This is a genomic window from Sphingobium jiangsuense, from assembly GCF_014196495.1.
Classification (GTDB): domain Bacteria; phylum Pseudomonadota; class Alphaproteobacteria; order Sphingomonadales; family Sphingomonadaceae; genus Sphingobium; species Sphingobium jiangsuense.
Genome location: NZ_JACIDT010000018.1, coordinates 1 through 21,963 on the forward strand (window position 1 = coordinate 1; position 21,963 = coordinate 21,963).

At 61.7% G+C, this 21,963-nt stretch carries 22 protein-coding genes and 1 pseudogene; 10 read left to right on the forward strand and 13 right to left on the reverse strand.

What is annotated here, in order from left to right:
* Positions 1–96: 96 nt before the first annotated feature.
* The 6 genes and pseudogenes from GGR43_RS18585 to GGR43_RS18610 all read left to right on the forward strand — a co-directional run.
* Positions 97–342, forward strand: a pseudogene (locus tag GGR43_RS18585) (TraU family protein); the annotation flags it as partial.
* 11 nt (positions 343–353) lie between these two features.
* Positions 354–1,100, forward strand: coding sequence for a type-F conjugative transfer system pilin assembly protein TrbC (gene trbC / locus GGR43_RS18590; protein WP_017184767.1), 747 nt, complete (start codon positions 354–356; stop codon positions 1,098–1,100).
* The gene (locus GGR43_RS18595; RefSeq protein ID WP_017184766.1) at positions 1,097–2,962 is read left to right on the forward strand and encodes a conjugal transfer protein TraN; all 1,866 of its coding nucleotides are present in this window, start codon (positions 1,097–1,099) and stop codon (positions 2,960–2,962) included. Before trbC ends, GGR43_RS18595 begins: the two co-directional genes overlap by 4 nt.
* Before the next feature lie 271 nt (positions 2,963–3,233).
* A complete protein-coding gene (locus tag GGR43_RS18600; RefSeq protein WP_026002698.1) occupies positions 3,234–4,049 on the forward strand; it encodes a conjugal transfer protein TraF in 816 nt (271 codons plus the stop codon).
* A 65-nt stretch (positions 4,050–4,114) separates the two neighbouring features.
* The gene (locus tag GGR43_RS18605; RefSeq protein ID WP_037515325.1) at positions 4,115–5,515 is read left to right on the forward strand and encodes a conjugal transfer protein TraH; all 1,401 of its coding nucleotides are present in this window, start codon (positions 4,115–4,117) and stop codon (positions 5,513–5,515) included.
* 29 nt (positions 5,516–5,544) lie between these two features.
* Positions 5,545–8,352 (forward strand): conjugal transfer protein TraG N-terminal domain-containing protein, encoded by a 2,808-nt coding sequence (locus GGR43_RS18610; protein ID WP_017184763.1) that lies wholly within the window; start codon positions 5,545–5,547, stop codon positions 8,350–8,352.
* A 3-nt stretch (positions 8,353–8,355) separates the two neighbouring features.
* Here the strand turns inward: GGR43_RS18610 and GGR43_RS18615 are convergent, their stop codons facing one another.
* Positions 8,356–8,565 carry a hypothetical protein gene (locus GGR43_RS18615; protein ID WP_017184762.1) on the reverse strand — a complete coding sequence of 70 codons (210 nt, stop codon included), beginning with the start codon at positions 8,563–8,565 and terminating at the stop codon, positions 8,356–8,358.
* 115 nt (positions 8,566–8,680) lie between these two features.
* Here GGR43_RS18615 and GGR43_RS18620 point away from each other — a divergent pair, with 115 nt between their 5' ends.
* Positions 8,681–9,856, forward strand: coding sequence for an AAA family ATPase (locus GGR43_RS18620; RefSeq protein WP_026002697.1), 1,176 nt, complete (start codon positions 8,681–8,683; stop codon positions 9,854–9,856).
* A 42-nt stretch (positions 9,857–9,898) separates the two neighbouring features.
* Here GGR43_RS18620 and soxR read toward each other — a convergent pair whose 3' ends face one another.
* From soxR to GGR43_RS18655, 6 genes are all read right to left on the reverse strand, one after another.
* Positions 9,899–10,468: a redox-sensitive transcriptional activator SoxR gene (gene soxR, locus GGR43_RS18625; protein ID WP_081095122.1), complete on the reverse strand. Its 570-nt coding sequence runs from the start codon at positions 10,466–10,468 to the stop codon at positions 9,899–9,901.
* Between the two features lie 517 nt (positions 10,469–10,985).
* On the reverse strand, positions 10,986–11,261 hold the full coding sequence (locus GGR43_RS18635; RefSeq protein ID WP_017184758.1) for an HU family DNA-binding protein: 276 nt from the start codon (positions 11,259–11,261) through the stop codon (positions 10,986–10,988).
* Between the two features lie 378 nt (positions 11,262–11,639).
* Entirely contained in the window at positions 11,640–12,704 is a 1,065-nt protein-coding gene (locus tag GGR43_RS18640; RefSeq protein ID WP_011950412.1) for a PIN domain-containing protein, read from the reverse strand.
* Between the two features lie 99 nt (positions 12,705–12,803).
* The gene (locus GGR43_RS18645) at positions 12,804–13,778 is read right to left on the reverse strand and encodes a CBASS cGAMP-activated phospholipase (RefSeq protein ID WP_011950413.1); all 975 of its coding nucleotides are present in this window, start codon (positions 13,776–13,778) and stop codon (positions 12,804–12,806) included.
* A 1-nt stretch (position 13,779) separates the two neighbouring features.
* Positions 13,780–14,199 (reverse strand): PIN domain-containing protein, encoded by a 420-nt coding sequence (locus GGR43_RS18650; protein WP_011950414.1) that lies wholly within the window; start codon positions 14,197–14,199, stop codon positions 13,780–13,782.
* A gap of 6 nt (positions 14,200–14,205) precedes the next feature.
* The gene (locus tag GGR43_RS18655; protein ID WP_017184757.1) at positions 14,206–14,607 is read right to left on the reverse strand and encodes a hypothetical protein; all 402 of its coding nucleotides are present in this window, start codon (positions 14,605–14,607) and stop codon (positions 14,206–14,208) included.
* A gap of 221 nt (positions 14,608–14,828) precedes the next feature.
* Between GGR43_RS18655 and GGR43_RS18660 the strand changes: the two genes are divergently transcribed.
* Positions 14,829–15,443 carry a hypothetical protein gene (locus GGR43_RS18660; RefSeq protein ID WP_017184756.1) on the forward strand — a complete coding sequence of 205 codons (615 nt, stop codon included), beginning with the start codon at positions 14,829–14,831 and terminating at the stop codon, positions 15,441–15,443.
* A gap of 72 nt (positions 15,444–15,515) precedes the next feature.
* Entirely contained in the window at positions 15,516–15,824 is a 309-nt protein-coding gene (locus GGR43_RS18665) for a hypothetical protein (protein ID WP_011950416.1), read from the forward strand.
* On the opposite strand, the gene GGR43_RS18670 is transcribed toward GGR43_RS18665, so the two are convergent.
* The 4 genes from GGR43_RS18670 to GGR43_RS18685 form a co-directional block, all read right to left on the reverse strand.
* Positions 15,821–16,495 carry a nucleotidyl transferase AbiEii/AbiGii toxin family protein gene (locus tag GGR43_RS18670; RefSeq protein ID WP_011950417.1) on the reverse strand — a complete coding sequence of 225 codons (675 nt, stop codon included), beginning with the start codon at positions 16,493–16,495 and terminating at the stop codon, positions 15,821–15,823. The genes GGR43_RS18665 and GGR43_RS18670 overlap by 4 nt on opposite strands.
* A gap of 3 nt (positions 16,496–16,498) precedes the next feature.
* Complete coding sequence (locus GGR43_RS18675; protein WP_242496070.1) at positions 16,499–16,741, reverse strand: hypothetical protein; 243 nt, start codon at positions 16,739–16,741, stop codon at positions 16,499–16,501.
* Between the two features lie 324 nt (positions 16,742–17,065).
* A complete protein-coding gene (locus GGR43_RS18680) occupies positions 17,066–17,800 on the reverse strand; it encodes a hypothetical protein (protein WP_011950419.1) in 735 nt (244 codons plus the stop codon).
* 6 nt (positions 17,801–17,806) lie between these two features.
* Entirely contained in the window at positions 17,807–17,977 is a 171-nt protein-coding gene (locus tag GGR43_RS18685; RefSeq protein WP_017184755.1) for a hypothetical protein, read from the reverse strand.
* A 27-nt stretch (positions 17,978–18,004) separates the two neighbouring features.
* Here GGR43_RS18685 and GGR43_RS18690 point away from each other — a divergent pair, with 27 nt between their 5' ends.
* On the forward strand, positions 18,005–19,204 hold the full coding sequence (locus GGR43_RS18690; RefSeq protein ID WP_011950420.1) for a tyrosine-type recombinase/integrase: 1,200 nt from the start codon (positions 18,005–18,007) through the stop codon (positions 19,202–19,204).
* A gap of 70 nt (positions 19,205–19,274) precedes the next feature.
* Here GGR43_RS18690 and lpdA read toward each other — a convergent pair whose 3' ends face one another.
* Both lpdA and GGR43_RS18700 read right to left on the reverse strand, forming a co-directional pair.
* A complete protein-coding gene (lpdA, locus tag GGR43_RS18695) occupies positions 19,275–20,672 on the reverse strand; it encodes a dihydrolipoyl dehydrogenase (protein ID WP_011950421.1) in 1,398 nt (465 codons plus the stop codon).
* 20 nt (positions 20,673–20,692) lie between these two features.
* Positions 20,693–21,955: a pyruvate dehydrogenase complex dihydrolipoamide acetyltransferase gene (locus GGR43_RS18700; protein ID WP_011950422.1), complete on the reverse strand. Its 1,263-nt coding sequence runs from the start codon at positions 21,953–21,955 to the stop codon at positions 20,693–20,695.
* Positions 21,956–21,963: the final 8 nt, after the last annotated feature.

Sequence of the window (21,963 nt, forward strand, 5' to 3'; positions counted from 1 at the left end):
CACCCTGGAAATGGCGCCACTTGAAATCCGTCATCGTTCCGTCCGTCCAATCTCCGCCAAGCATGCTCAAGCTTCACGATTTTTGCAACAGAGCCCCGCGAAGCTCTTGCCTGGGGGACGATGGGCTCGGCCGGGCTCTGCAAGAAGTACCTCATGCCGATCATGCGCAAGCAGCAATACCGCTTCCAGATGGTCAATCCGATCCCCACCGTGAGCGGCCGCTTCGCCTGCTCCACGATCGGGGCATCCACCATGCCGCCTGACGCAGGTCGCGCCTATCCCGCCGCCGGCGAGGACATGGGCTACCTCGTCTGGCGCAAACGCAATTGCTGCGTGCTGTAGGGGGCCGTCCAATGCGCAAATACCTCTGGGGCTTCGCAGCGATCCTTGGCTTGGCGAGCGTGACGGCCTTGCTCGCGCAGACCGTCGACGGGATCGACGTCCAGGCGATCAAGCAGCGTTCGGCGGACCTACAGGCGGATGCCGAGGCTTTCGTCAACCATGTGAAGGATAGGGGCGACGCCTTCCGCGAGGACGCGCAGACCGTTCGCGACGCTGGCATGGAGAACATGCAGCGGGTCGCCAAGAGCGATCTGCCCAAGGGACCGGCAGGCCCCGTCGATTTCGACGAGATCGTGGCCGGTGCCGCGTCGAACGCGACGGCAGGGAAGGGCGAGGCGCCCCAGTTCATCGTCTTCGCGAGCCTGTCGATGCCACCGCAGTCGCTGCAGAAGCTGATCGGCGACACGGCCAGGGCCGGCGGGGTGGTCGTGTTCCGCGGCTTCCCCAACAATTCGATGAAGGAGTTCGCCACGAGCCTTGGCAAGATCATCGACCGGCAGGACGATTTCGCCAATGTCGGCATCGATCCGCGGCTGTTCCGCGCTTTCGATGTCCAGGCAGTGCCGACATACGTCAGTGTCTCGTCGGACTTCGATCTTTGCGCCGGCTTCTCCTGCCAGACCAAGCTGCCGCCCTATGATCGGCTCGTCGGCAACGTCTCGGTCGAATATGCGCTCGAGCAGTTCGCGGACGGTAATGGCCCGGGCGCACGGGTCGCAGCGGTTGGCCTCGCCAACATGCGCAAGGCCCATCCATGAGGGCGTATCTCGTCCTGGCTGCGCTCTTCGGCGTCGTTATGGCGAGTTCGCCCGCGCTTGCCCAGATGACGCTCGACGAGGCGCGCCAGGAGGGGAAGGCGCTGGGTACGGAGAAGCGCAACGATTCCACGCTGGTGCCGTCCAGCGATGCGCAAGCCGCCGCGGTCCCCGGCTATTCCGGCACGAGCTTGCCCGAAGGATCCTATTTCGACGATCCCGGTAAGCTTGAGTCCGACGCCCAGGCGGCCAAGTCGTCCAACGAGCAATATCGCATCACCACCGATGCCGATCACAGCCGGGCCACGTTCAGCAATTCCGAGATCCTCGCGACCACGGCGCGCGCGACATCGGTCGAAAACGATCCCTCGACCTATCTCGCTGGCGAGGAAATGGGCGGCACCAAGGGCACATGCGTGCCGCTGCCCGCCGCGCCGGGGAGCGCGGGCTATTATGAGGCGAGTTGCAACGCCGGCAGCAAGGTCACCACGGAAGCCCGGACCTGCAACGTCAGCCTTGACGTTCACACCGAGAAGCGGACGATCTACACCTATTACACGGGTCGGTTGAGCTTCCTGCCGACAGATGGCGGGCCCTATCCCGCCCGCGCGGCTTTTGACGACGAGATCGCCACCGGCATCTGCTGGGAAAGCCGCCCGATCGACTATTGCGACAATATGAGCGCCTATGGATATACTGCGGCGCCGACCTGCAAAAGCCTTGGCCACACCGCCGTCGAGGTCAAATGCACCGCCGAGGCCCAGGGGATCACGCCGGGCGAGTATCATCCGGGCTATGTGCTCTCGACCGGCAATTACTGGCTCACGAAGCAGGAAGAACCGGCCGTGCCGGTCATCACGCGCAACGAGGGGCTATGCGCCGCCAATGCCGGCGACCCGAACTGCACGCTCGAGACCGAAGTGTGCACGTCGAGCGACCCGGTCACCCGGATCGTCGACGGCGTTCCTGTCACCCAGCCCTGCTGGGCCTGGCAGCGGACCTATCAATGCCACCGGATCTCAACAGCCAATGACTGCGGTGATCTCGAGGCGAACGGGAGCTGCACCTATCTGCGCACAGAATGCCTTGACGAGGAGCCTGATGGCGGGCCCTGCAAAGTCGAGAACCGCGTCTACAGGTGCCCGACGCCTTCCGGAGGCACGAGCGATGCGCCGCAATATATCTGCGGCGACGACGTCTATTGCATCAACGGCGACTGCGAGCCGATCGTTCGCGAAGCGTCGACCGAGTTCAAGGACGCGCTCGTTGCGCTGCATGCGATCGACCAGGCGGGCAAGGAGTTCAACGAAGCCGATCTCCGGGTCTTCAGCGGCACGCGCGAGACCTGCCACAAGCCGGTGTTCGGCCTTATCAACTGCTGTGCGGGCAAGACGTCGGGTTTGTTGACGGTCGGCGCTGGCGCGGCTGCGCTGGCGGGCGGTCCCGCGGCGATCGCCGCGCTCGCGACCCCCTTCCTGGTCCTTTTCGCATGTTCACAGGACGAGATGAGGCTCGACATCAAGGACCGGATGGGCCTGTGCCATAATCTCGGCACCTATTGCTCGTCGAGTTTCCTCGGCATCTGCAGCACGCGGCGCACCGCTTATTGCTGCTTCGAGAGCAAGCTCTCCCGCATCCTCCAGGAGCAGGGCCGTGTGCAGCTCGGCAAGCCGTGGGGGGCGCCGAAAAAGGAACAGTGCATTGGCTTCACGATCGACGAGTTCTCGCGGCTCGACCTGTCGGTAATGGATTTCACCGAGGTTTATGCGGACTTCATGGATGCGGCCAAGCTGCCGGACGAAGTCCAGACCATGACCGAAATCCAGCAGAAAATTCAGAACTACTACGACCTCCACGGCAAGTGAGATGGGCCGATCCGATCTCCTTGCCGCAGGGGCCGCAGCGCAAACCCAAGGAAAGTGACCATGCCTATCCCTGTTCTCGAGCTGCCCCTCGTCCTGGCATCCCTGGCGCTGCAACCGTCGGCCCCAACGCCCCACCATCGTTGCGGTGGCTCTCCCGCGACCGTGGCCGATTGCTGCGTCCACCCCGCAGCCTGGGACAGTCTGACACCCAACCCACCGCTCGCACTCCCTTCCGCGCAAACCGCCTCAGCCGATGAAAGGACGAAGCGTGATGTCCCCCGTCGCTAAACTCTCGATGCTGCTCGCCCTGTCGATTGGGACTGCTGCTCCCCTGTTGGCGCAGGATGCGCCGCCGTCACGCGACACGATCGAGCAGAACCGGCCGGATGCTTTCTACTGCGGCGAGCGGAAGCTCGGACAATGGTTCTATTGCGACAAGCCCAGACCCTTGCCGCGCGAGGCGCAACCGTCGCCGCCGCCGAGCGCGGTCGACCGGATGGCGGCGATCACGAAGCAGCTCGACGAATTGAAGGCCAAGGCGATCCTGGAGCCGACCGAAGAGAACGTCATCGCCTACGTCCGCTTCCAGCGCGAGCAGCTCGACCGCGCCTCGACTTTCTCCGACGTGTGGCAGCGCGCGCTCTGGCAGAACCCCGACATCGACTACACGTTGCAAAGGCCCGTCTCGACGGTCGGCAAGCGTGCCTGGCTCGACAATCGAAAGGCCGATCGCGACGCGGTCCTGACCAACCTGGGGCAGCGCTACGGGCTGTTCTACTTCTTCGCGCAGAGCTGCGGCGCCTGTGAGCTGTTCGCCCCGATCCTTCGCTCGGTGACCGACAGCCACCGGATGGCGGTCATGGCCGTATCGATGGACGGGGGGCCGAGCCGCGATTTTCCGGAACATGTCGTCGATTCCGGGCAGCGGGCGCGCATGGGCGTGCCGGGCAATGAGACACCGGCGCTGGTCCTCTTCGACACGGTGACCAAACGGACCATTCCGGTTGGATACGGCATCCTGAGCGCCGATGAGATCATGGATCGCATCTTCACGCTCACGAACACGAAAGTGGGGAGCGATTACTGATGGGACAGGATCATCGCAAAGGGCGCGCCCGCCGCTTCTTCCGCTCGGCCGCCGGCTCGATGGCCATGATGGCCGCGCTCAATTTTTCCATCGTCGGGGTCGCGCGCGCCGACGTCGCGTCCGAGATGAACAACTTCTTCTCCGACGCGGGCGGCGCTGCCAACGTGACCGGCCCCTCGGCCTATCAGGGTCAGTCGGCCGGCTATTACTCTCTCGGCAATGTCTGGACGCGTTTCCCGCAGAAGAGCGTGCAGCCGTTCAATCTTCAGCTTCCGAGCGCCCGTGCGGGCTGCGGCGGCATCGACCTGTTTTCTGGAAGCTTCTCCTTCATCAATGCGTCCGAGATCGTGGCGATGCTGAAGGCGACGGCCAACAACGCGCTTGGGTTCGCCTTCAAGCTGGCCATCGATTCCGTCTCGCCCGAGATCGGTAAGGTCATGGACGAGTTCAGCCAGAAGGCGCAGCTCCTCAACCAGATGAACATCTCCAGCTGCGAGACCGCTCAGGCGCTGGTCGGCGGAATCTGGCCCCAGATGGATTCGACCCGGGCGACCATTTGCGAGGCGGTCGGCAACAGCCAGGGCGTCTTTTCCGACTGGGCCGCCTCGCGTCAGGGCTGCAACAACGGCAATCGGCGGGATTCGACAATCGCCGGGAACACCGATGCGTCGATGAAGGACCAGCTGGTCGGCGAACCGCACAACTATACCTGGGAGGCGCTGAAGAAGTCCGCCAAGTTCGGGGCGTTCGACCAGTCCTTCTCCGAATATATCATGACGCTCGTTGGTACGGTCGTGACGACGCCGTCGACGGACCCGAGCGTTGGCGGCAAGGTGGTGATGTTCGGTCCGGCGGAAGACGCCGTCGTCACTGCGCTGCTCGACGGCACGGCGGACGCGCCGCCGGTCAAGATGCTGAAGTGCAACGACGAGAATTGCTACGATGTCGGCGAACAGACCCTGTCGGTCCCGGCATCGTCGGCGCTGCGCCCGCGGATCGCCACGATGATCAAGTCGATGAGCGACAAGATCCGGTCGGACACGCCGCTCAACGCCGCCGAAAAGCAGCTCCTCAACCTCGCGACCGTGCCGATCTACAAGATCCTCGCCGTGCAGGCCTATGCCCACTATGCGCTGACCGACGGCGAGATCCAGACGCTGTCCGAGATTGTGGCCGTCGACCTGCTCTCTGCCATGCTCGACAATATGCTGGACCGGGTCGAGCAGGCGAAGGTTCACTACCAGACCTTCGACCAGGAGACCGCGACGCAGTGGAAGCAACAGATCGCGGCCACGCGCGCCAAGTTCAGCCAGCGGGATGTCCGTCTCAACAACAAACTGCAGGTGACGATGCAGATCATCAACCGCAGCATCATGCTGGAGTCTACCCTGCAGAACTCGATGACGCCGGGGATGGCGTCCGCGCTCAACTTCTCGCGCGGGCTGAACGCCCAAGGTCTGAATTAGTGCGGCTGAACTGAAGCGGGAGCGCGTCGATGCTGGAGGTCTTCACGGTCGGGGGCGGCGAGTATCTCGTAAACGTGTTCAACGCCGTCGCTGCCTGGTCAGGGGGAGGGGGCTACCGCTCGCTCCTGCGGGTCGTGATGGTGATGGGCCTCATCTACTCGCTGCTCGTTGTCGCCTTCACGCTTAACTACAAGGCGTGGATGAACTGGTTCCTCCAGGCGACGGCGATCTATCTTTGCCTGATGGTGCCCACGGTGAGCATCAAGGTGACCGACCGGATCAACCCGAGCCTCGCGCCATCGACTATCGACAATGTGCCGATGGGCCTGGGTGTGCTGGCGAGCTTTACGACGCAGGTCGGGGATTGGCTGACGCGGACGGCCGAGACGGTGTTCGTCATGCCCAGCGAGCTCAATTATTCGAGCAATGGCATGGTCTATGGCGCGCGCCTGTTCGACGCGACCCGCAATTTCGTTGTTCGCGACGCGGAGTTCTCGACCAACCTCGAAAACCATTTCAAGAACTGCGTGTTCGGCGACGTGATGCTCTATCAGAAGTCGCTCACGAACCTCGCCAAGGCGCCCGACCTGTGGGCCGCGATCGGGCCGGGCTCGGAAGCGCGCTCGCAGGAATGGCTGGAGCGCCAGGGCGACGGCACCGTTCAGAACTTCATCATCACCTGCCGCCAGGCCTACCAGGCGCTCGACGCGCAATGGGCGCCGATGATCGAGGCCAATGCTCCGATCTGGGGTAAGGAGGTCTATCCCAGGCTCAGCAACGCCCTGGCCGCCGACAAGCTCAAGCATGACGTGCCGATCGCGAACACGGCGTTCACCGGATCGGGGAGCAATTTCACCGAAACGATGCGGCAGAACACAGCGATCAACGCCTTCATGCAAGCACGCAACAGCATGGCTGGTGGGGCAGGCGCGGCCGCGATAGACACCTTCGCCCAGACGCGCGCCGACATCCAGGCGCGCAACACCTATAATTCGATTGCCCAGCAGGCGATGGCCTGGGTGCCGATCCTCAACATCGTCCTGACCGTCGTCTTCTTCGCGATGTTCCCAGTCATCTTCCCGCTGTTCCTCATGCCCCAGACGGGGGTTGGCACGCTCAAGGGCTATGCCATGGGCTTCTTCTACCTGGCTGCCTGGGGCCCGCTCTATGTCATCCTCCACATGATCTGCATGACAAGGGCGGAATCCGCGGCGAACGGCGTGGCCGGGGGAGGCGTGACGCTTGGAAGTTATGCCGGCATCGGCGCGGTCAACGGCGAGACGGCGACGATCGCCGGCTTCATGCTGATGAGCGTGCCTTTCCTCGCGGCCGGTCTTGCTCGCGGCGCGATGTCGATTGCTGGCCAGTCCATGTCGATGCTGGCGCCGGCGCAGAACGCGGCGGAGGCCGCCGCGCTCGAGCAGACCACCGGAAACTACTCCTATGGCAATGTGAGCTGGGCGAACTCGACTTCGAATATGCGGCAGGCCGATCAGTGGACCACGGCGCCGAGCTATATGAGCGGCGCCCCGAGCATGGGCTGGCGCCAGGATAATGGCGCGATGATCAACGGCTTTGGCAATGGTCAGGACGTCTTCGACACGTCGGGGGCCATTTCGCGCCTCGGCTTCACCCCTACCATGACGACCGGGTCGGTCGCGGAATGGCGGGAGATGGCGAGCGAGGCGCACCGACAGTCGCAGGCTTATGAGAATGCCGCGGCCGAGGTCCTGACCGCTACGCATGCCAACCGCAGTGCATTCGGCACCTCGACCGAGCGGTCGTCCGGCTGGGATTCGAGCAGCGGCCGGCAGGCGAACACGTCCGTCGATCAATTCGACCGGCGGACCGGGAGCAGCACGCAGGGTCTGGAGGAACGGGATACGATCTCTCAAGGTCAGCGAATATCTCAGGGCCATGATCGTCAGGCGCAGACGAGCGACCAGATCTCCGGGGTGGTGTCCGCAGGAACGGGACGGCAGACGGCTGGAGGGTCGGGCGGTCGCGGAGGAATTTTGGGCCGCCTTCCCGGCATTGGCGGCAGCGTATCGAAATCAGGGTCTCAGACAGATGCGCTAAGGCATGCGACTGACGAAACCCGCGGCAGCGACAGCGCCAACACATCCTCGAGTGGCGTGCGTGACGAACATTCGAGCGGAAGCGGCGCCTCGATGTCCGATGGGACCTATTCGCGCAGCGGTAGCTTCAGCCGGGCATCCGCCACATCATCGGCGTCGGCGAGTACGGAGGATTCTCTGGCGCTGGCAAAGTCGTACTCTGAGACGGCCCGGCGCCTTGAGGAGCTTTCCCAGCAGCTGTCACGCGACGCCAGCTATGCCGAGACGCATGGCATGCAGCTCAGCGAGAATCTGAGCCAGGATCTTGCGCAATGGTATCGCCGCCAACAGGTCGAAAATCCGGGGCTTGACGCGCCCGAGCTTTGGGCAACCGATCTCACAGACCAGCAGCGGCTTGTGCGCCAGGAGATGATCACGCGCTGGATGCATGACAAGCAGGATGGCATCCGGGCGGAGATTGCGGGGCGCCTCCACGATCCGGACCTGGTCGATGTCAATCGGCCGAGCGTGGGGAACGAGGCGGATGTCAGGGCCTCCTACCGGCCGCATGGTCCTGGGCGGCTGCCCGCCGGTCCTGGCGGCGGCGGGGATGTCGGCGCCGCTGCGATCATCGAGGCCGGCAAGGCAGAGCTGGGGGGCGACCGCGCTGCGGCGCAGACGATGCGAGGGCAGCGGGTTCAAGGGGCCGCTGATCTTGAGCAGGAGGTGAACCGCGACCACGATCGCGGATTCTTCCAAGACCCCAAGCTTCGCGAATAGAGCTTAGAGGATGTAGAACATCGCTCCCACGAGGCCGGCCATGCAAACGTAGGCGAGGGCGTAGCCTATTAGACCGCCACGAGTGGGGTTCCCGTTTTCGTCGGTGATCATTTCGATCTCAGGAATCTCTTCCTCGACAATCGCGTAGATGGGACCGCCGGACAAATCCTTCGTTCGATTATATGTGTCGAGGTCGAATTTTGGGAAGCGCATGCTTTCTCCTGTGACGGAGAATAGCGGTTGGGGCGCTTTTCCGCAACCCTTGAGACGCGACTTATAGCGAGATTATCAAGTTTACAAAAAAACGATAAACCACCATAACCTCGCTATGGATGCTCGTCGTAACCCCTTCGCGCCTGGCGCCGGCACTCGCCCTCCAGAGTTGGCGGGGCGAGATGCGTTGCTTGAACGCAACGCGGTCGCGCTCGACCGAATCCGCGCGGGGCGCGCGGCACGCCCGAGCGTCCTCTATGGACTGCGCGGTGTAGGCAAGACCGTTCTGCTCACGACGATGCGTGACGCAGCCGAGGGGGAGGGCATGGCTATCGTCGCCATCGAGGCTCCCGAGAACCGTTCGCTCCCCGGCATCCTCGTGCCTGCCCTTCGGGCGACGCTGCTGAGGCTCGATCGCATGAAGCAAGCTTCGGACGGCGTTAAGCGCGCGCTTCGCGCGCTGGCCGGGTTCGCAAAGCTCAAGGTCAAATATGACGATCTCGAAGTGGGACTCGATTTCGACGTCGAGCCGGGCCTGGCCGACAGCGGCGACCTTGAAGCTGATCTCGCCGATCTGTTGGTTGCAATCGGCGAGGCGGCGCGAGAGAAGGGGTCAGCTGTGGTACTCGTCATCGACGAGCTCCAATATGTGCCTGAAGAGCAATTGGCCGCATTGATCAGTGCGCTCCACCGGGCCAGCCAGAAGCAGCTTCCCATTACAATGATCGCCGCTGGCTTGCCGCAACTCGTTGGGCAGATGGGCCGGGCCAAGTCCTATGCGGAGCGACTTTTCGAGTTCGTCTCCGTCGGACCGCTCGATGATCACGCCGCGCGCGATGCCATTCGGCTTCCAATCGAGCGGGAAGGCGAAGCTGTCGATGATGCGGCGTTGGACGCGATCTGCGAGCAGACCCAAGGTTACCCTTATTTCCTCCAGGAGTGGGGAAAGCATAGCTGGGATGCAGCTGAGGCGTCGCCGATCACCCAAGACGATGTTGCGGCGGCAACGCGTAGCGCGCTCGCGGAACTTGACGCCAGCTTTTTCCGCGTTCGGTTCGATCGTCTGACCCCTGCCGAGAAGCGCTATCTGCGCGCCATGGCCACTTTGGGCACTGGACCGCACAGGTCGGGAGATGTTGCCGATGCCTTGCACGTGAAGGTTTCAAGCGTGGCGCCGACGCGAAACAGCCTGATCGCGAAAGGAATGCTCTATAGTCCCGCGCATGGAGATACAGCGTTCACCGTGCCCCTGTTCGATGCATTCATGCGAAGAGTGATGCCGGAAGGATGATTTTTGAAGCACCGCCCCGAACGACCGGGGAAGGGCACCAAGCTATGAGTCATCGTTCCCTTTTGTGTCTTGGTTAACGTCAAGAGTGGATTTGACCGCCGCCAAGGAGCGACGTTTGGTGCGAAAATGAACGGGGCTATCTTCATCATCACGAGGTTCACGAGCGAAATTCACCAAGAGGAGCTGAGGGCCTGACCCAACTGCGCCCAACCTGTCTTCGGGGTTTCGCAAGGGGCAGTCGGTGAGGGACATACAGCCGCATCCAATGCAGGTTTCGAGGCGGTCACGCAGCCTCATGAGACTAGCTATCCGCTCGTTCAATAGCGTACTCCACTCGGCACTGAGCCGACGCCAATCCGTTGACGTAACCGGCCCCTCTGGAATCCGGTCAAGAAAATCCTTTAGTTCGGAGAGCGAAAGCCCGACATATTGGGCGGTTCTGATAATGGCGATCCGTCTCAATACGGATCGAGGATACCGCCTTTGATTGCCGGCTGTGCGCTCGCCCTTGATGAGGCCTTTCGCCTCGTAGAAATGGATCGTCGAAACCGCGACTCCGCTACGTTGCGCGATGGCGCCAACAGATAGAGGACGTGTTTTGTCAACAGTCATTGCAAAGACTCGTTACCAAATGTCGGTGCTAGAGCACCGGCAAACTACTTCAGGACTCAGGATGTGGTCATTTCTCGACCGCGCAGACCAAGCCCGTGCCGTGCATCCGCCCCTACATCTACGACGGCGACTATAATCCGGTGCGAGGCGTTTGGTCACTCCCGGCTTTACGGTATCGACGTGCCCGAATTCAGCACTTGCTCTGCGTGCGGGACAATCCCTACGATAGCCGCGAGAATTTGCGTACCTTGCTCGCGAGGGGCAATGTCATGTACCGCCAGCTCGACATCGACCGCTACGAACGACCAATCCTGCAATGCTGGAACATGGATGGCGATCTGTCGTGTCAGCAGGTCCAGGCAGGTCACGCCGTTCGCCGATACAGGCCGTTGCAATGTTCTTCCCGGAGATTATCGCGTCGTTCGATCATTAAAGCCGCGAGTGGCGGTCTTGCGGGAAGCCTCTTGCGGGGAAGGGGGACGCCTCGATCTCTTGGTATCGAGGCGTCAAGCCCGCTTTAGCTGTTGAGCCGGTCCTTGACGGCCTTCGCCACGCTGAAGGAGAGTTTTTTCGACGCTGCGATCTTGATGGTTTCGCCGGTGGCCGGGTTCCGGCCTTCGCGGGCGAGAACGTCCTTGACCTTGAACTTGCCGAAGCCGTTGAGGCTCACCTCTTCGCCTTTGGCGGCGGCGTCAGCTATTGCGGCGAAGACGAGATCGACCGCCTTGCGGGCATCAGCCTTGGTGGCCCCGGTCGCACCGGCGAGATGATCGGCAAGGTCGCTATTGTTCATCATGCTGTTCCTTCTGCAATTTTTCGGGATTCCTCTAATAGTGGCGAGGAGCGTGCGGCGCTATCTCAATGCTCGACCTTATTGAAGGATTCCGGCTTATTGGCCGGACAGGCCATGAGCGATAGTTTTTGCCGGCACCTAGTGGCAAACGCCGGTATCAGGCGTGTCCATAGTTGCGAATTTCGCAGTTGCAATATTCTATGATGCAATGCACAAGAGACGGGCCTTTCAGGCATCCTCTCCCAACTATCAAGCCGCCTCCTTGTGGGCGGCTTTTTTCTACCCGAAACAGAGTCGCCGACTCGACCTGAACGATGTGATCCGGCTGACCATGTCGCAGAACTGCTTCTCGACCTCGAATCGTCTCATCCACGGACCCTATTTGTACATGTCGGGTGGATAGAGCGTCACATACTGAAAATCGCTGTTGCGAAACCGCAAGGCTTCAATCTCCTCGGGATTGCCTGCCTCGTCGACCGCGATCGACATGGCGACGTCGATGGTAAGCTCGATCTCGGTCTCCCCGCTCTCATCCTCGAACGGGATAAGCACCTTGTCCTCGGAATCATACATCGCTTCATCCCAGTTGGGATGAGTGAAAGACACCAATGCTGCGACCTCGATCGTGCCGACCACAAGGATTGATTTACCTGCCTCACTTGGTTTGAAGGCGGTGAGTTTTTTCACTTCGACCGAATTGACGGTGATCTCGTCGATCTCCGCATCCATGACGTCGCTACTGTGCAGTCCCCAATTCGTAAGTTCCTGACTGACGAGGTCGACGATCTGTTCCTCCTGCGTCTCCAGGAAGGGATCGAGTTGCGGCGCGGCCATCTCGAGGCCAAGCGCCGCGAACAGTTCGGGCAACGACTTCACCAGCGAAATATGCTTCGCAGACCCGACCGGGCCATCAAAGTCGCCATCGTTCGAAACGATGATCACCGGGCTATTTCTCGACGCCTCCTTCTTGAGGCACTCGAAGGCAAAGGCGTCGGGGAACTGGTCCTTCTTGCCGTCGCCTGAGAAGAAACCTTCCCCTGCCGCATAGGCGCTGAACACTGCCGACGGCTTCACCTCGTCGATCTGGAGCGTCTTGGCCTCCAGCGCATCGAACATCTGCGTAGTCGACTCATCGTAGATCGATTTCAGCTTTGCGCGAAGCTCCGGCCGCTTGAGCGCGGGAAGCGCAACGCCGGTCGCTCCCTCGACAATCTTCCGGAAATGCGGCTGGCTGATCTCCTTGATCGCGTCGAAATCACTCTGGATGTACTTTTTGGCAACCTCGGTGATGGTGAGATCGGTGGTCAACACCGTTATCAGACCGGCATCGACAAGATCGACGACACGGGCGATTTCAGGCCCGCCTGGTGGTTTGCCGGCACTGATGACGATGTTCGCATCCAGGAAGACCTTCGGCGTTCTTTTGGTCGTTTTCTTCGCCATCGTCAGAGTAGATCCGTGTTGAGGTCATGTTGGGCAGATGCTTGACGGACAGGCAGCATTTTCTGGAACGTAAGGCTTGGTCAGTCCGCCACCCGTCCCCTATCGAAGCATCGCTTTGAACGTGCTGCTCGCCGAGGCTCCCGCATAGGCGTCGCGCGCGAGCTGTCCCAGGATCTCGGCCGCTTTGTCGGTTGCCCGATCGAGCGCAAGTTCCTTCTGCTGCTGGAGCGAAGGCACCCTATCGATGCGGACGTAGCTCGAGCCCAGGACGGACTGCACGAGGTCGAGCGACAGGCTCTCCTGCGCCTTCATCGTCCTCGACACGAGCTCGTCTTTTGCGATCAGCATCACACCGCCGCGGCGCCTGGGCGCACGCGGCACATCCCATCGCAGCTCTCCTGCGGTCCCGACGCTGATGAGGTCGATTTCCTGGGGCGTGCGCCCATAGCGCCCAAGCGCCCGCATCAGGGCGATACTATCCGGAGCGTTCGCGATCAGTCCGCCGTCGACATAGGAATGCCCGTCGATCACATGGTCGGGGAAATAGGTTGGCGCCGCGGAGGTGGCGAGGGCAATGTCCCGTAGCGAGGTTCCTTCGAGCTTCGGTGACATGCCAGTGGTTTCGTATATTGCCGGCGCCCAGGCGCCGAAATCGACCGCGGTCACGATCAGGGGTGTCTTCAGGCCGGACAGGGGCGTCTTTCCCGCTTCGCCAAGAACGGCGTCGATCGTCTGCGCGAGGCCAGCCGCGTCATAGCGCGAGCGCGCCAGCCCCCAGCGACCGAGTAAACCCCGCTTCGGGAAGATCGCCTGGCCGTGCTTCTCAAACGCGGCGCCGATCACGGCTGGGCGAATGCCTTGGGCCAGGCCGATGGCCACGATGCCGCCGATCGAAGTGCCGGCGATGATATCGAAATGGTCTTTGATCGGCTTTCCGATCGTCCGCTCGATCTGTTCGAGGATCCGAACGGTAAAGAGGCCACGATACCCACCTCCGGTCAGCGCCAGAATGCGGAACCGTTTGGCCGGCTGCGCGCGCGCACCTTCCCTGATCCCGACGTCGCTCTCGGTCATATCAAGGGTTCACCACCGTCAGCCCGCTGACGCCGCTATGGTAGGGCTGCGGATAGTCGACGAAGACAAGATTGGTAGCGAGAGCCGAGGCAACGACCATCGTCGTCGCCTCGCTGACCGGGATCACGGCACCGGCCGGGTTGGTGGCGATCAGCTTCTGAGCCCGCAGACCAGGCCACAGCATGGCGGCCTTTTCGTCGAACGGCACGATATTATCGAAGCTGCGCACCATGCCGACATAGCCGCGCAGCGCATCGCGGTGGCCTTGGCGTTCACCCGCCGGGCTTTGCTCGATGGCCAGCAGCGCCTGCCCGAGGGAAACCGCGCTCAGGTGGATCTCTCGGGCAGGCAGCGCATCGATCGAGGCCGGCGCCTGACCCGTGATCCGGTCAAGCAGGCATTGGGTCGAAAGAAGATACATGGCCGCTTAGGCGCTGGCCTGCTGCCAGGAAGCTTCTCCGGATCGGACAGTGAATTCCTGGCTGCTGTCGTCGTCGCTCTCGACATGGACGAGCTTTCCGCGTGACGGCTGGAACTGCGTGGCGGCAAGAAATTCTCCGGCGGAAATACCGCCAGCGGCTGCCTTAATGACATTCGCCAAAGCCGCAACCGAGAGGATCACGGTCTGCTCTCCCTTGTCTTTGCCGACAAGCTGAACCGATCCGTCACGCGCACGCGCAAGCAGCTTGGTGAAGCTGTCACGCGCGGCGCGAATGGTGATAGTGGCCATCGGAGCCCGACCTTCGAGCAGTTTGCCGAGTTCAACCTCTAGCTGATGCTCTGGAAGGGAGCAGATCCTCTCGATTCCGGCTAGAAGCTGCACGTCCATACCAACCAACCTTCGCTGCCAATGACGATGGTTATAGGGCGTGGCCACAAAATGTCAATGATTGTGGCCACGGGGCAGATGCATCGATCAATGACGGCTGCGTCACTTTACCCTTCAGGTACCGGTCGGGTAAAGTGACACGGATGGCAAAACGTCTTTCGGTCGTTTCTGTGAGCGATTGGGGGATTCACAAGAGTCGTGCTTTGTGCTTGATTCGTTCCATGCTTCAGTTCGATCTCTTCGCGCCATCGATCCCAACCCCGGCGCCAGCACCAGTAGTTGGCCTGCCGGATATCGTGCGCATCATCGCGGAGCACTCGGGTCGGCCGCGCTACACCTTCATGGTGCTCGATCTCATCGCCAGGGCCGCCCGGACGAACGGGGAGGCGGGGCCTCTGGTTCGAGAAGGCGAGGTTCTGGTGCCCATCCGCGAATGGCTGGCCGCGGCGATTGCGCCGAGCGGCGCGCGTCACCACCAGCGCCGGGCCACCGCCGATAAGGTCCGGGCTGCGCTCGCAGCCAAAGGAGAATTGCCGGGCGATCCGGTGGAGGCCGCGCGCCGCGTCGACGCGGAACTCAGCGAGCGCATCCGCGAAACCGGCATGACGGCGATCAGCCGGGCGGTGTCGGAGTTGGTGAAGGCAGGACTGATCAGACGGCATTACCAGGGCTTTTTCGTGGACCATGAGAACCGCGGTGCGCAGCGTCATGCGGTCTATACGGTCACGGATGCGGTCCGCGCCGCGCTTCAGCCGAGCATCGTGACCAGCGAAAACCGGCGGCAGCCTTATGTACGAGGCGCACACGCTCAGCCTCGAGCGGCTGCGGCGCGGTAGGATCGCAGCTTCACATTTCTCGGCGACGATCGGTTCCTGCTGGTCTCTCCAAGCGCATTCAATGGGCTTGGCGTGTGCACGACCCAGCTCCACAACGAGCCCGTGGTCTATAATCGCAAACGCCATGGCCGGTTCAAACTGGATGGCCGGATGTACGATTTCCGGATGCGGCCGTCGGTGCCCAGGCGGCTGTCCAAGGAAGTCCTGCTTGTCGACCTCCTCCATAACATCGACAGGCTGCCCGAGGACAAGGTGGCCATCCTGCCGCGTGCGCTTGCCAAGGCAGGGGAGATGAATAGCGCGCAGCTCGCGCGTGCGGTGAAGGAATACGGTTCGGCTCGTGCCGAACGGCTCCTCGCGCCCGTGCTGCGACCGTCTTAATCGGAAAGTGAAGCCCCTAAAATTCGGTGCGTAATCGCCTGCGCCTCTGCGACCAGATGGCTGTTCTTTTCCCTGTACAGCAGCTGGCCAATCACCGTCTCGACAGCCTTCGGGTTGACCTTCTCGACGACTTCCAGCGCCTTGCGGCATCGCTCATGGCCGCATTCACGCAATGCTGACACGACATAGTCGTCACCATGGTGCTCGGCGATGGCAGCAAGATCGAACATGTCGCGTGGCTGCAAGTTCCAGCCCCGGAAGTAAACTTTCTTCGCTGCAATCTCGGCCGGAGTTTCAAGGTCGACCGTCCGCCCCCTCACATCGTGGCGCTCACTGGAAACATCGAGGATGGCGGACGAACAAATGAAGTCGATCTCACCCAGTTCGTCAAAGGCGAGTTTGAGCGCCTGCGTCCCGTCGCTCTTATATTCGTCCGGCCGACGGGTCATTGCGAAATCCTGGATCTCTGGATTGAGAAAAGGCAGGATTTGCGGATCATCAAGGAAGATATCGATGTCGTGGCTTTCACGATGATCGATCTGGAGCATGAGCGCCGTCCCGCCGCCGAAGCTCCACGAGGGCACGAAGCCGACGTTCTCCTCGAATTGGGCGAAGATTTCCATCGCAAGATCGAACAGGACCGGCCACTGGCTTGGGCCGCGCTCGACCATGCGTTACGCCGCCAGCGGGAGCGCGTAGCCCGAGAGGTGGGAGAACTGGTCGGCGACCGCGCAGACCTTGTCGGCGTCGACACCCATTTCCTCGACGAACTGCAGCTGCAGAGCCGGGCTTACTTCCGAGAAGAAGGAAAACACGGGCGCGTTGAAATCGCTCGCGCTCTTTGGGTCGGCGATCAGCGCAGCGAGTTGATGCGCGGAAAGGTTCGCCCCATAAGGAGCGTTCACCGTCGCCAACACCAAGCTTACCGCCTTTGCCATTTCTAACCTGTACCATGATCTCGTGGATCGTTCAGCGCATATAGCGCTTCGGCGTTATCAAAACAAGAACGGCGCCAATCCGCTATCCGGCCAGGCGGGATGTGCAAGGCCGATTCTCCGCGTAAACCGCCCTCCCCGCGTGATTTTCTCACTTACCATAATGGGAGATTATGGTAAGTACAGGGCTGCTGGAACGGCAGGGAAGGGCAAATTTTGCGGATGATGACGAACGGGGAAAAACCATGCGGCACAGATGTGTCGCGCCTTGTGCCGCATGTTTTGAGCAGAACGCCGCCGCTCGCCTCAGTCAGCGCCGATCTCGGGAACCTCGAACAGTTCGATTGCGAAATCGGCGATCTGGTCGGCGGCAAGATGCATCATGGCGATCGGCGCGCTGTCCATGTCGACCCGCTCGATCTTGTCGTCCGTCATCCGGACAATGAAGCGATCGCACTGCTCGAGCACCACCATGCGGATTCCGTCGTCATCGTCGAGCGTCAGGCGCCGGATGCTGCCTTCATAGGCGACCCAGGCACCGTTGTGGCCGCTCGTCGTGCGCACATAACCGACCGCGACATGGCCACCGGCCTCGACCTTCTCGACGATCGGCAGGAGCCATCCGAAGCGCAAGGGCGCGGTTCGGGTCGTAATCGGCTTGGCGCGCGCCATTCTCTCGCAGACCCAGCCGGTCCCAAAGGAAAGCGCCAGGCAGAACAGCAGTTCCAGTTCGATTGCGAGCGCGGAAAGCCCCGATGGGACCTGGCCGGACAGAAGTGCCTTGTAGGGATTGGGATCATAGGGAAGCGAGATCAGCGGCTTCCACGCCGCTATCGCTTCGTTGAAGGCAAAAATTCCCGCCCCGGCGGTGTGCGCAGCGAGCGCCAGCAGCACAATCAGGAAAATGGTGAGATTGGAATTGGGCCGGTCGGGCCGCGGCGACACAAAATCACTCGCCTCGCCAATACGAAGACCGAAATAACCCGCAAACCCGGGAAGCAGAAGAACCAGAGCGCCAAGCAGCGCGTAGCCGAATGTCATTCGAGATCAGGCCGTCTTGGCGAGCTTCTTGGCCTTTTCAGCACGAATCTTCGCCCGATCGATGACATAGACGCCATCGCGCTGGACGGCCGCCTCGCGTGCCTTCTTCCAGCTGCCGAAGGTTTCGCGGACCTCCCGGCCAAGGGCCAGAGCTTTTGCCGAGTTGAGCTGCATCATATCCTCCGGGAAGACATATAGCGAACGATGACCGAGAGTTCCACCAAATCCTCCCCCATGGAAATCATCGTCGTCAGGACGAACGACACTGCTCTGCCGACACGATCGCGCAAGACAGACGCCGAATCCGTCGATGTGCGGCTGCTGCGCACGATCGGGGAAATCATTCCGACCGATCTACCGCCGATCAGTCAGCTCGGTCTCGAGACGACCCTGGCGGCGATGGCCGACGCGACGAAGGCGGCGATAGCCGCCGATCTCGACTGCTGGCGCGACTGGTGCGGTGAAGAAGGCCGCAGGCCATTGCCAGCCGATCCCGAAGATATGGTGCGCTATGTAAACGCGCTGGACGCCAAAGGCAGGAAGCCCGCGACGCTGGCGCGGCGCATCGCCAGCATCGCCTCGGTCCACCGCATGCTGGGCTTGGCCTCGCCCGCCGCGCCGACCGACGCCCCGATGGTTCGCGCCGCGCTGAAGGCCATCCGCCGGCAGAGAGGCGCACTTCAGCGTCAGGCTGCGCCTCTGCGGTTAGGCAAGGCGCTGGATCACCACGCCGCCAAAGGCTTCACCCTGGCTGCGCTACTCGAAGCGTGTGGCGGCGATCTTCAGGGGTTACGGGACGCGGCGTTGCTTTCGCTCGGCTATGACGCAGGGCTCCGGGTCAGCGAGCTCACTAGGGTTGAAGCCACGCATATCGATGCGCAGGACGACGGCTCGGCGACCTTGTTCATCCCCTTCTCCAAAACCGACCAGGAGCAGGAAGGCGCGTGGGCGTGGCTGTCGGCCGAGACGATGCGCAGGGTCGCCTTGTGGCAGGCCGAAAGCGCGATCGAGGACGGGCTGCTGTTTCGCAGGGTTGGTGTCTATCGCCGGCGCGCGCGCGGCTCCGATCCGGAAACGGCACTGGCCCGAACGACCTACACCATCGGCAAGGAGGCCCTCAGTCGGCAGGGGGTCAATGGGATCTACAGGCGCGTGGCGAGTGCCGCCTACGAAATGGGGCTGGTCAACCTGAGCGCCAGCAAGCTGGCCGATGCGGTTCAGGCGCTGTCCACACATTCGCTGCGCGTTGGCCTGACCCAGGACCTCTTCGCCGCCGGAGAGGACGGAGCCGGCATTGCGCAGGCGCTGCGATGGAGTTCACCGACAACCGCGCTACGTTACGGTAGAAAGCTCGCGGTGCGAAGCAATGTCGCCGCACGGGTTCTTTCAAGAGTACGTAGCTGACCTTGACGCCTCGCCGCTCGTGGTTCGGCAGCAGAAGGAGGCATGATCTCTCCCAAATATGGAAGATAGCCTAAATATGGACTGCGCGCCCGAAGGCAGCAAGCACGCTTTCATGCATCGTTTCGGAAATGGTCGGATGCGGAAAAACCGTTTCCATCAGCTCCGCCTCGGTTGTTTCCAGTGTACGACCGATGGTGAAGCCGTGGATCATTTCGGTCACCTCCGGGCCGACCATGTGTGCGCCCAGCAGCTCGCCAGTTTGGGCATCAAATACCGTCTTGACGAAGCCTTCTGGCTCGCCGAGCGCGATAGCCTTGCCATTGCCGATGAAGGGAAAGGTGCCAATCCTCACTTCGTGACCTGCTTCCCTCGCATTTGTTTCGGTGAGGCCGACACTAGCGATCTGCGGGTGGCAATAGGTGCAGCCGGGAATGTTCCTGGGGTCCATTGCGTGCGGATGCTGACCCGCTATGGTTTCTGCCGCGATAACACCTTCATGGCTGGCCTTGTGCGCTAGCCAAGGCGGCGCCGTGGCGTCTCCGATCGCCCAGATTCCCTCGACATTGGTGCGGCATGCGCCATCGGTAACAATGTGGCCACGCTCCGTTTTCACACCCAGTGCCTCAAGCCCAACGGTTTCGGTGTTTGGGACGATCCCGATTGCCACGATGACATGGCTGTATTCGTCCGAAACAAGTTTGCCATCCCGGGCTTTGATCGCGACTGTTACGCCGGTGGCACCGATATCGAGCTTTTGGACACCTGCACCCGTCAAGATCTTCATGCCCTGCTTCACCAACGCTTTTTCCAGGAAGGTCGAGACATCTGCATCCTCGACCGGAACGATCCTGTCCAGCATCTCGACGACTGTCACTTCCGCGCCCATGTCGTTGTAAAAGCTGGCGAACTCGATGCCGATCGCGCCCGAGCCGATAACAAGCAGCTTGTTCGGCATTTCCGGCGGGTTCATCGCGTGGCGATAGGTCCAGACGCGCTTTCCATCGGCTTTCGGGAACGGCAGATCGCGAGCACGCGCGCCCGTGGCGATGATAATATTCTTCGCGGTCAACTCACTGGTCTTACCATCCGGCGCTGTGACAGAAAGCCTCCCTTTGCCGGTGAGCTTCCCCTCACCCATATAAACGGCGATCCCGTTCTTCTTCATCAGGTGCGAGACACCCTGATTAAGCTGCCTGGCAACGCCGCGTGAGCGCTTCACCACTGCATCCAGATCGGCGGTTATCTTCTCCGCGACCAGGCCATAATCCTTGGCATGCCGCATGTAGCGAAAAACCTCCGCCGAGCGCAGCAACGCCTTGGTGGGTATGCAACCCCAGTTGAGGCAGACACCGCCTAGATTCTCGCGCTCGACAATCGCCGTGTTCAACTTGAGCTGAGCGGCGCGGATCGCGGCGACATAGCCGCCGGGGCCTGAGCCAAGGACAATCACGTCGTAACTATCAGCCATGTTCGGAAATTCCTTGAGATTCAGGCCAACAGTGTCAGCGGCTTCTCAACGATGCGCTTGAAAGCGGCCATCAGTTGCGCACCGTCCGCCCCATCGATCGCGCGGTGATCGAAGCTGCCGGTTACCGACATCACCGTGGCAACGGTCAGCGCATTGTTCACTACATAAGGCCGCTTTTCGCCCGCGCCGATCGCCATGATCATGGCCTGGGGCGGGTTAATGACAGCCTCGAACTGCTTGATGCCGAACATGCCCATGTTCGACAGGCTGGCGGTGCCGCCCTGATATTCATGCGGCTGCAATTTACCGTTGCGCGCGCGCTCCGCCCTATCCTTCATCTCGCTGGAGATTGCGGCAACGCCCTTGGCGTTCGCGCCCGCGATGATCGGCGTGATCAGGCCGCCGGGGATCGATACCGCCACCGAAATATCGACGCGGCTGAACCGCAGCAGATTGTCGCCGGCAAACTGCACATTGCAGCTGGGCACTTCGATAAGGGCGGCCGCCAAGGCCTTGACCAGCAGATCGTTGACCGAGAGCTTGACACCGCGTTCGGCAAGCCCGTCGTTGAGATCGGCCCGAAGCTTCAGCAATGGATCGAGGTGGATATCGGCCGTGAGGTAGATGTGCGGAACCTGCTGCTTCGATTCGGTGAGCCGTCGGGCAATGACTTTCCGCATGTTTGACAGCTTGACGACTTCGTGTGGAATGTCGGGTTCGATCGACGGTACTGCGGCGGCAAACGCCGCGGGGACCCCCGGAGCGACGGCCGGCATCGAGGCAGGCGTCGCGCCATCAATGTCAACCTTGACGATGCGGCCATTAGGCCCGGAGCCTCTTATCGTAGAAAGATCGATGGCGCTTGCCTCCGCCAGACGACGGGCAAGCGGGCTGGCCTTGATACGGCTGGCACCAATTGCGGGTGCGGCTGACGACGCGACAGGAACAGCGGCGGGAATGGATGTAGCGACCTTGTCGGCAATCTCGGGGGCCGGCAGAAGCGCGGGAACAGCCCCTTCCCCGATAGCGGTGATATCCTCGCCTTCGGCGGCAAGCATGGCGACGACGGTCCCGACCTTCACGCCTTCTGTACCTTCGGGGATGAGGATTTTCGCGATAATGCCTTCGTCCACCGCCTCGAATTCCATCGTCGCCTTGTCGGTTTCGATTTCGGCCAGCAGGTCGCCAGACTTCACCACATCGCCCTCCTTCACCAGCCATTTGGCGAGCGAACCCTCCTCCATCGTGGGAGACAACGCGGGCATCTTGAGTTCAATCGGCATTTTCGAAA

Coding starts and splice junctions, on each gene's coding strand:
- trbC (WP_017184767.1), top strand. CDS start 354: ATGCGCAAATACCTCTGGGGCTTCGCAGCGATCCTTGGCTTGGCGAGC.
- GGR43_RS18595 (WP_017184766.1), top strand. CDS start 1,097: ATGAGGGCGTATCTCGTCCTGGCTGCGCTCTTCGGCGTCGTTATGGCG.
- GGR43_RS18600 (WP_026002698.1), top strand. CDS start 3,234: ATGTCCCCCGTCGCTAAACTCTCGATGCTGCTCGCCCTGTCGATTGGG.
- GGR43_RS18605 (WP_037515325.1), top strand. CDS start 4,115: ATGATGGCCGCGCTCAATTTTTCCATCGTCGGGGTCGCGCGCGCCGAC.
- GGR43_RS18610 (WP_017184763.1), top strand. CDS start 5,545: ATGCTGGAGGTCTTCACGGTCGGGGGCGGCGAGTATCTCGTAAACGTG.
- GGR43_RS18615 (WP_017184762.1), bottom strand. CDS start 8,565: ATGCGCTTCCCAAAATTCGACCTCGACACATATAATCGAACGAAGGAT.
- GGR43_RS18620 (WP_026002697.1), top strand. CDS start 8,681: ATGGATGCTCGTCGTAACCCCTTCGCGCCTGGCGCCGGCACTCGCCCT.
- soxR (WP_081095122.1), bottom strand. CDS start 10,468: ATGACTGTTGACAAAACACGTCCTCTATCTGTTGGCGCCATCGCGCAA.
- GGR43_RS18635 (WP_017184758.1), bottom strand. CDS start 11,261: ATGAACAATAGCGACCTTGCCGATCATCTCGCCGGTGCGACCGGGGCC.
- GGR43_RS18640 (WP_011950412.1), bottom strand. CDS start 12,704: ATGGCGAAGAAAACGACCAAAAGAACGCCGAAGGTCTTCCTGGATGCG.
- GGR43_RS18645 (WP_011950413.1), bottom strand. CDS start 13,778: ATGACCGAGAGCGACGTCGGGATCAGGGAAGGTGCGCGCGCGCAGCCG.
- GGR43_RS18650 (WP_011950414.1), bottom strand. CDS start 14,199: ATGTATCTTCTTTCGACCCAATGCCTGCTTGACCGGATCACGGGTCAG.
- GGR43_RS18655 (WP_017184757.1), bottom strand. CDS start 14,607: ATGGACGTGCAGCTTCTAGCCGGAATCGAGAGGATCTGCTCCCTTCCA.
- GGR43_RS18660 (WP_017184756.1), top strand. CDS start 14,829: ATGCTTCAGTTCGATCTCTTCGCGCCATCGATCCCAACCCCGGCGCCA.
- GGR43_RS18670 (WP_011950417.1), bottom strand. CDS start 16,495: ATGGTCGAGCGCGGCCCAAGCCAGTGGCCGGTCCTGTTCGATCTTGCG.
- GGR43_RS18680 (WP_011950419.1), bottom strand. CDS start 17,800: ATGACATTCGGCTACGCGCTGCTTGGCGCTCTGGTTCTTCTGCTTCCC.
- GGR43_RS18685 (WP_017184755.1), bottom strand. CDS start 17,977: ATGATGCAGCTCAACTCGGCAAAAGCTCTGGCCCTTGGCCGGGAGGTC.
- GGR43_RS18690 (WP_011950420.1), top strand. CDS start 18,005: ATGACCGAGAGTTCCACCAAATCCTCCCCCATGGAAATCATCGTCGTC.
- lpdA (WP_011950421.1), bottom strand. CDS start 20,672: ATGGCTGATAGTTACGACGTGATTGTCCTTGGCTCAGGCCCCGGCGGC.
- GGR43_RS18700 (WP_011950422.1), bottom strand. CDS start 21,955: ATGCCGATTGAACTCAAGATGCCCGCGTTGTCTCCCACGATGGAGGAG.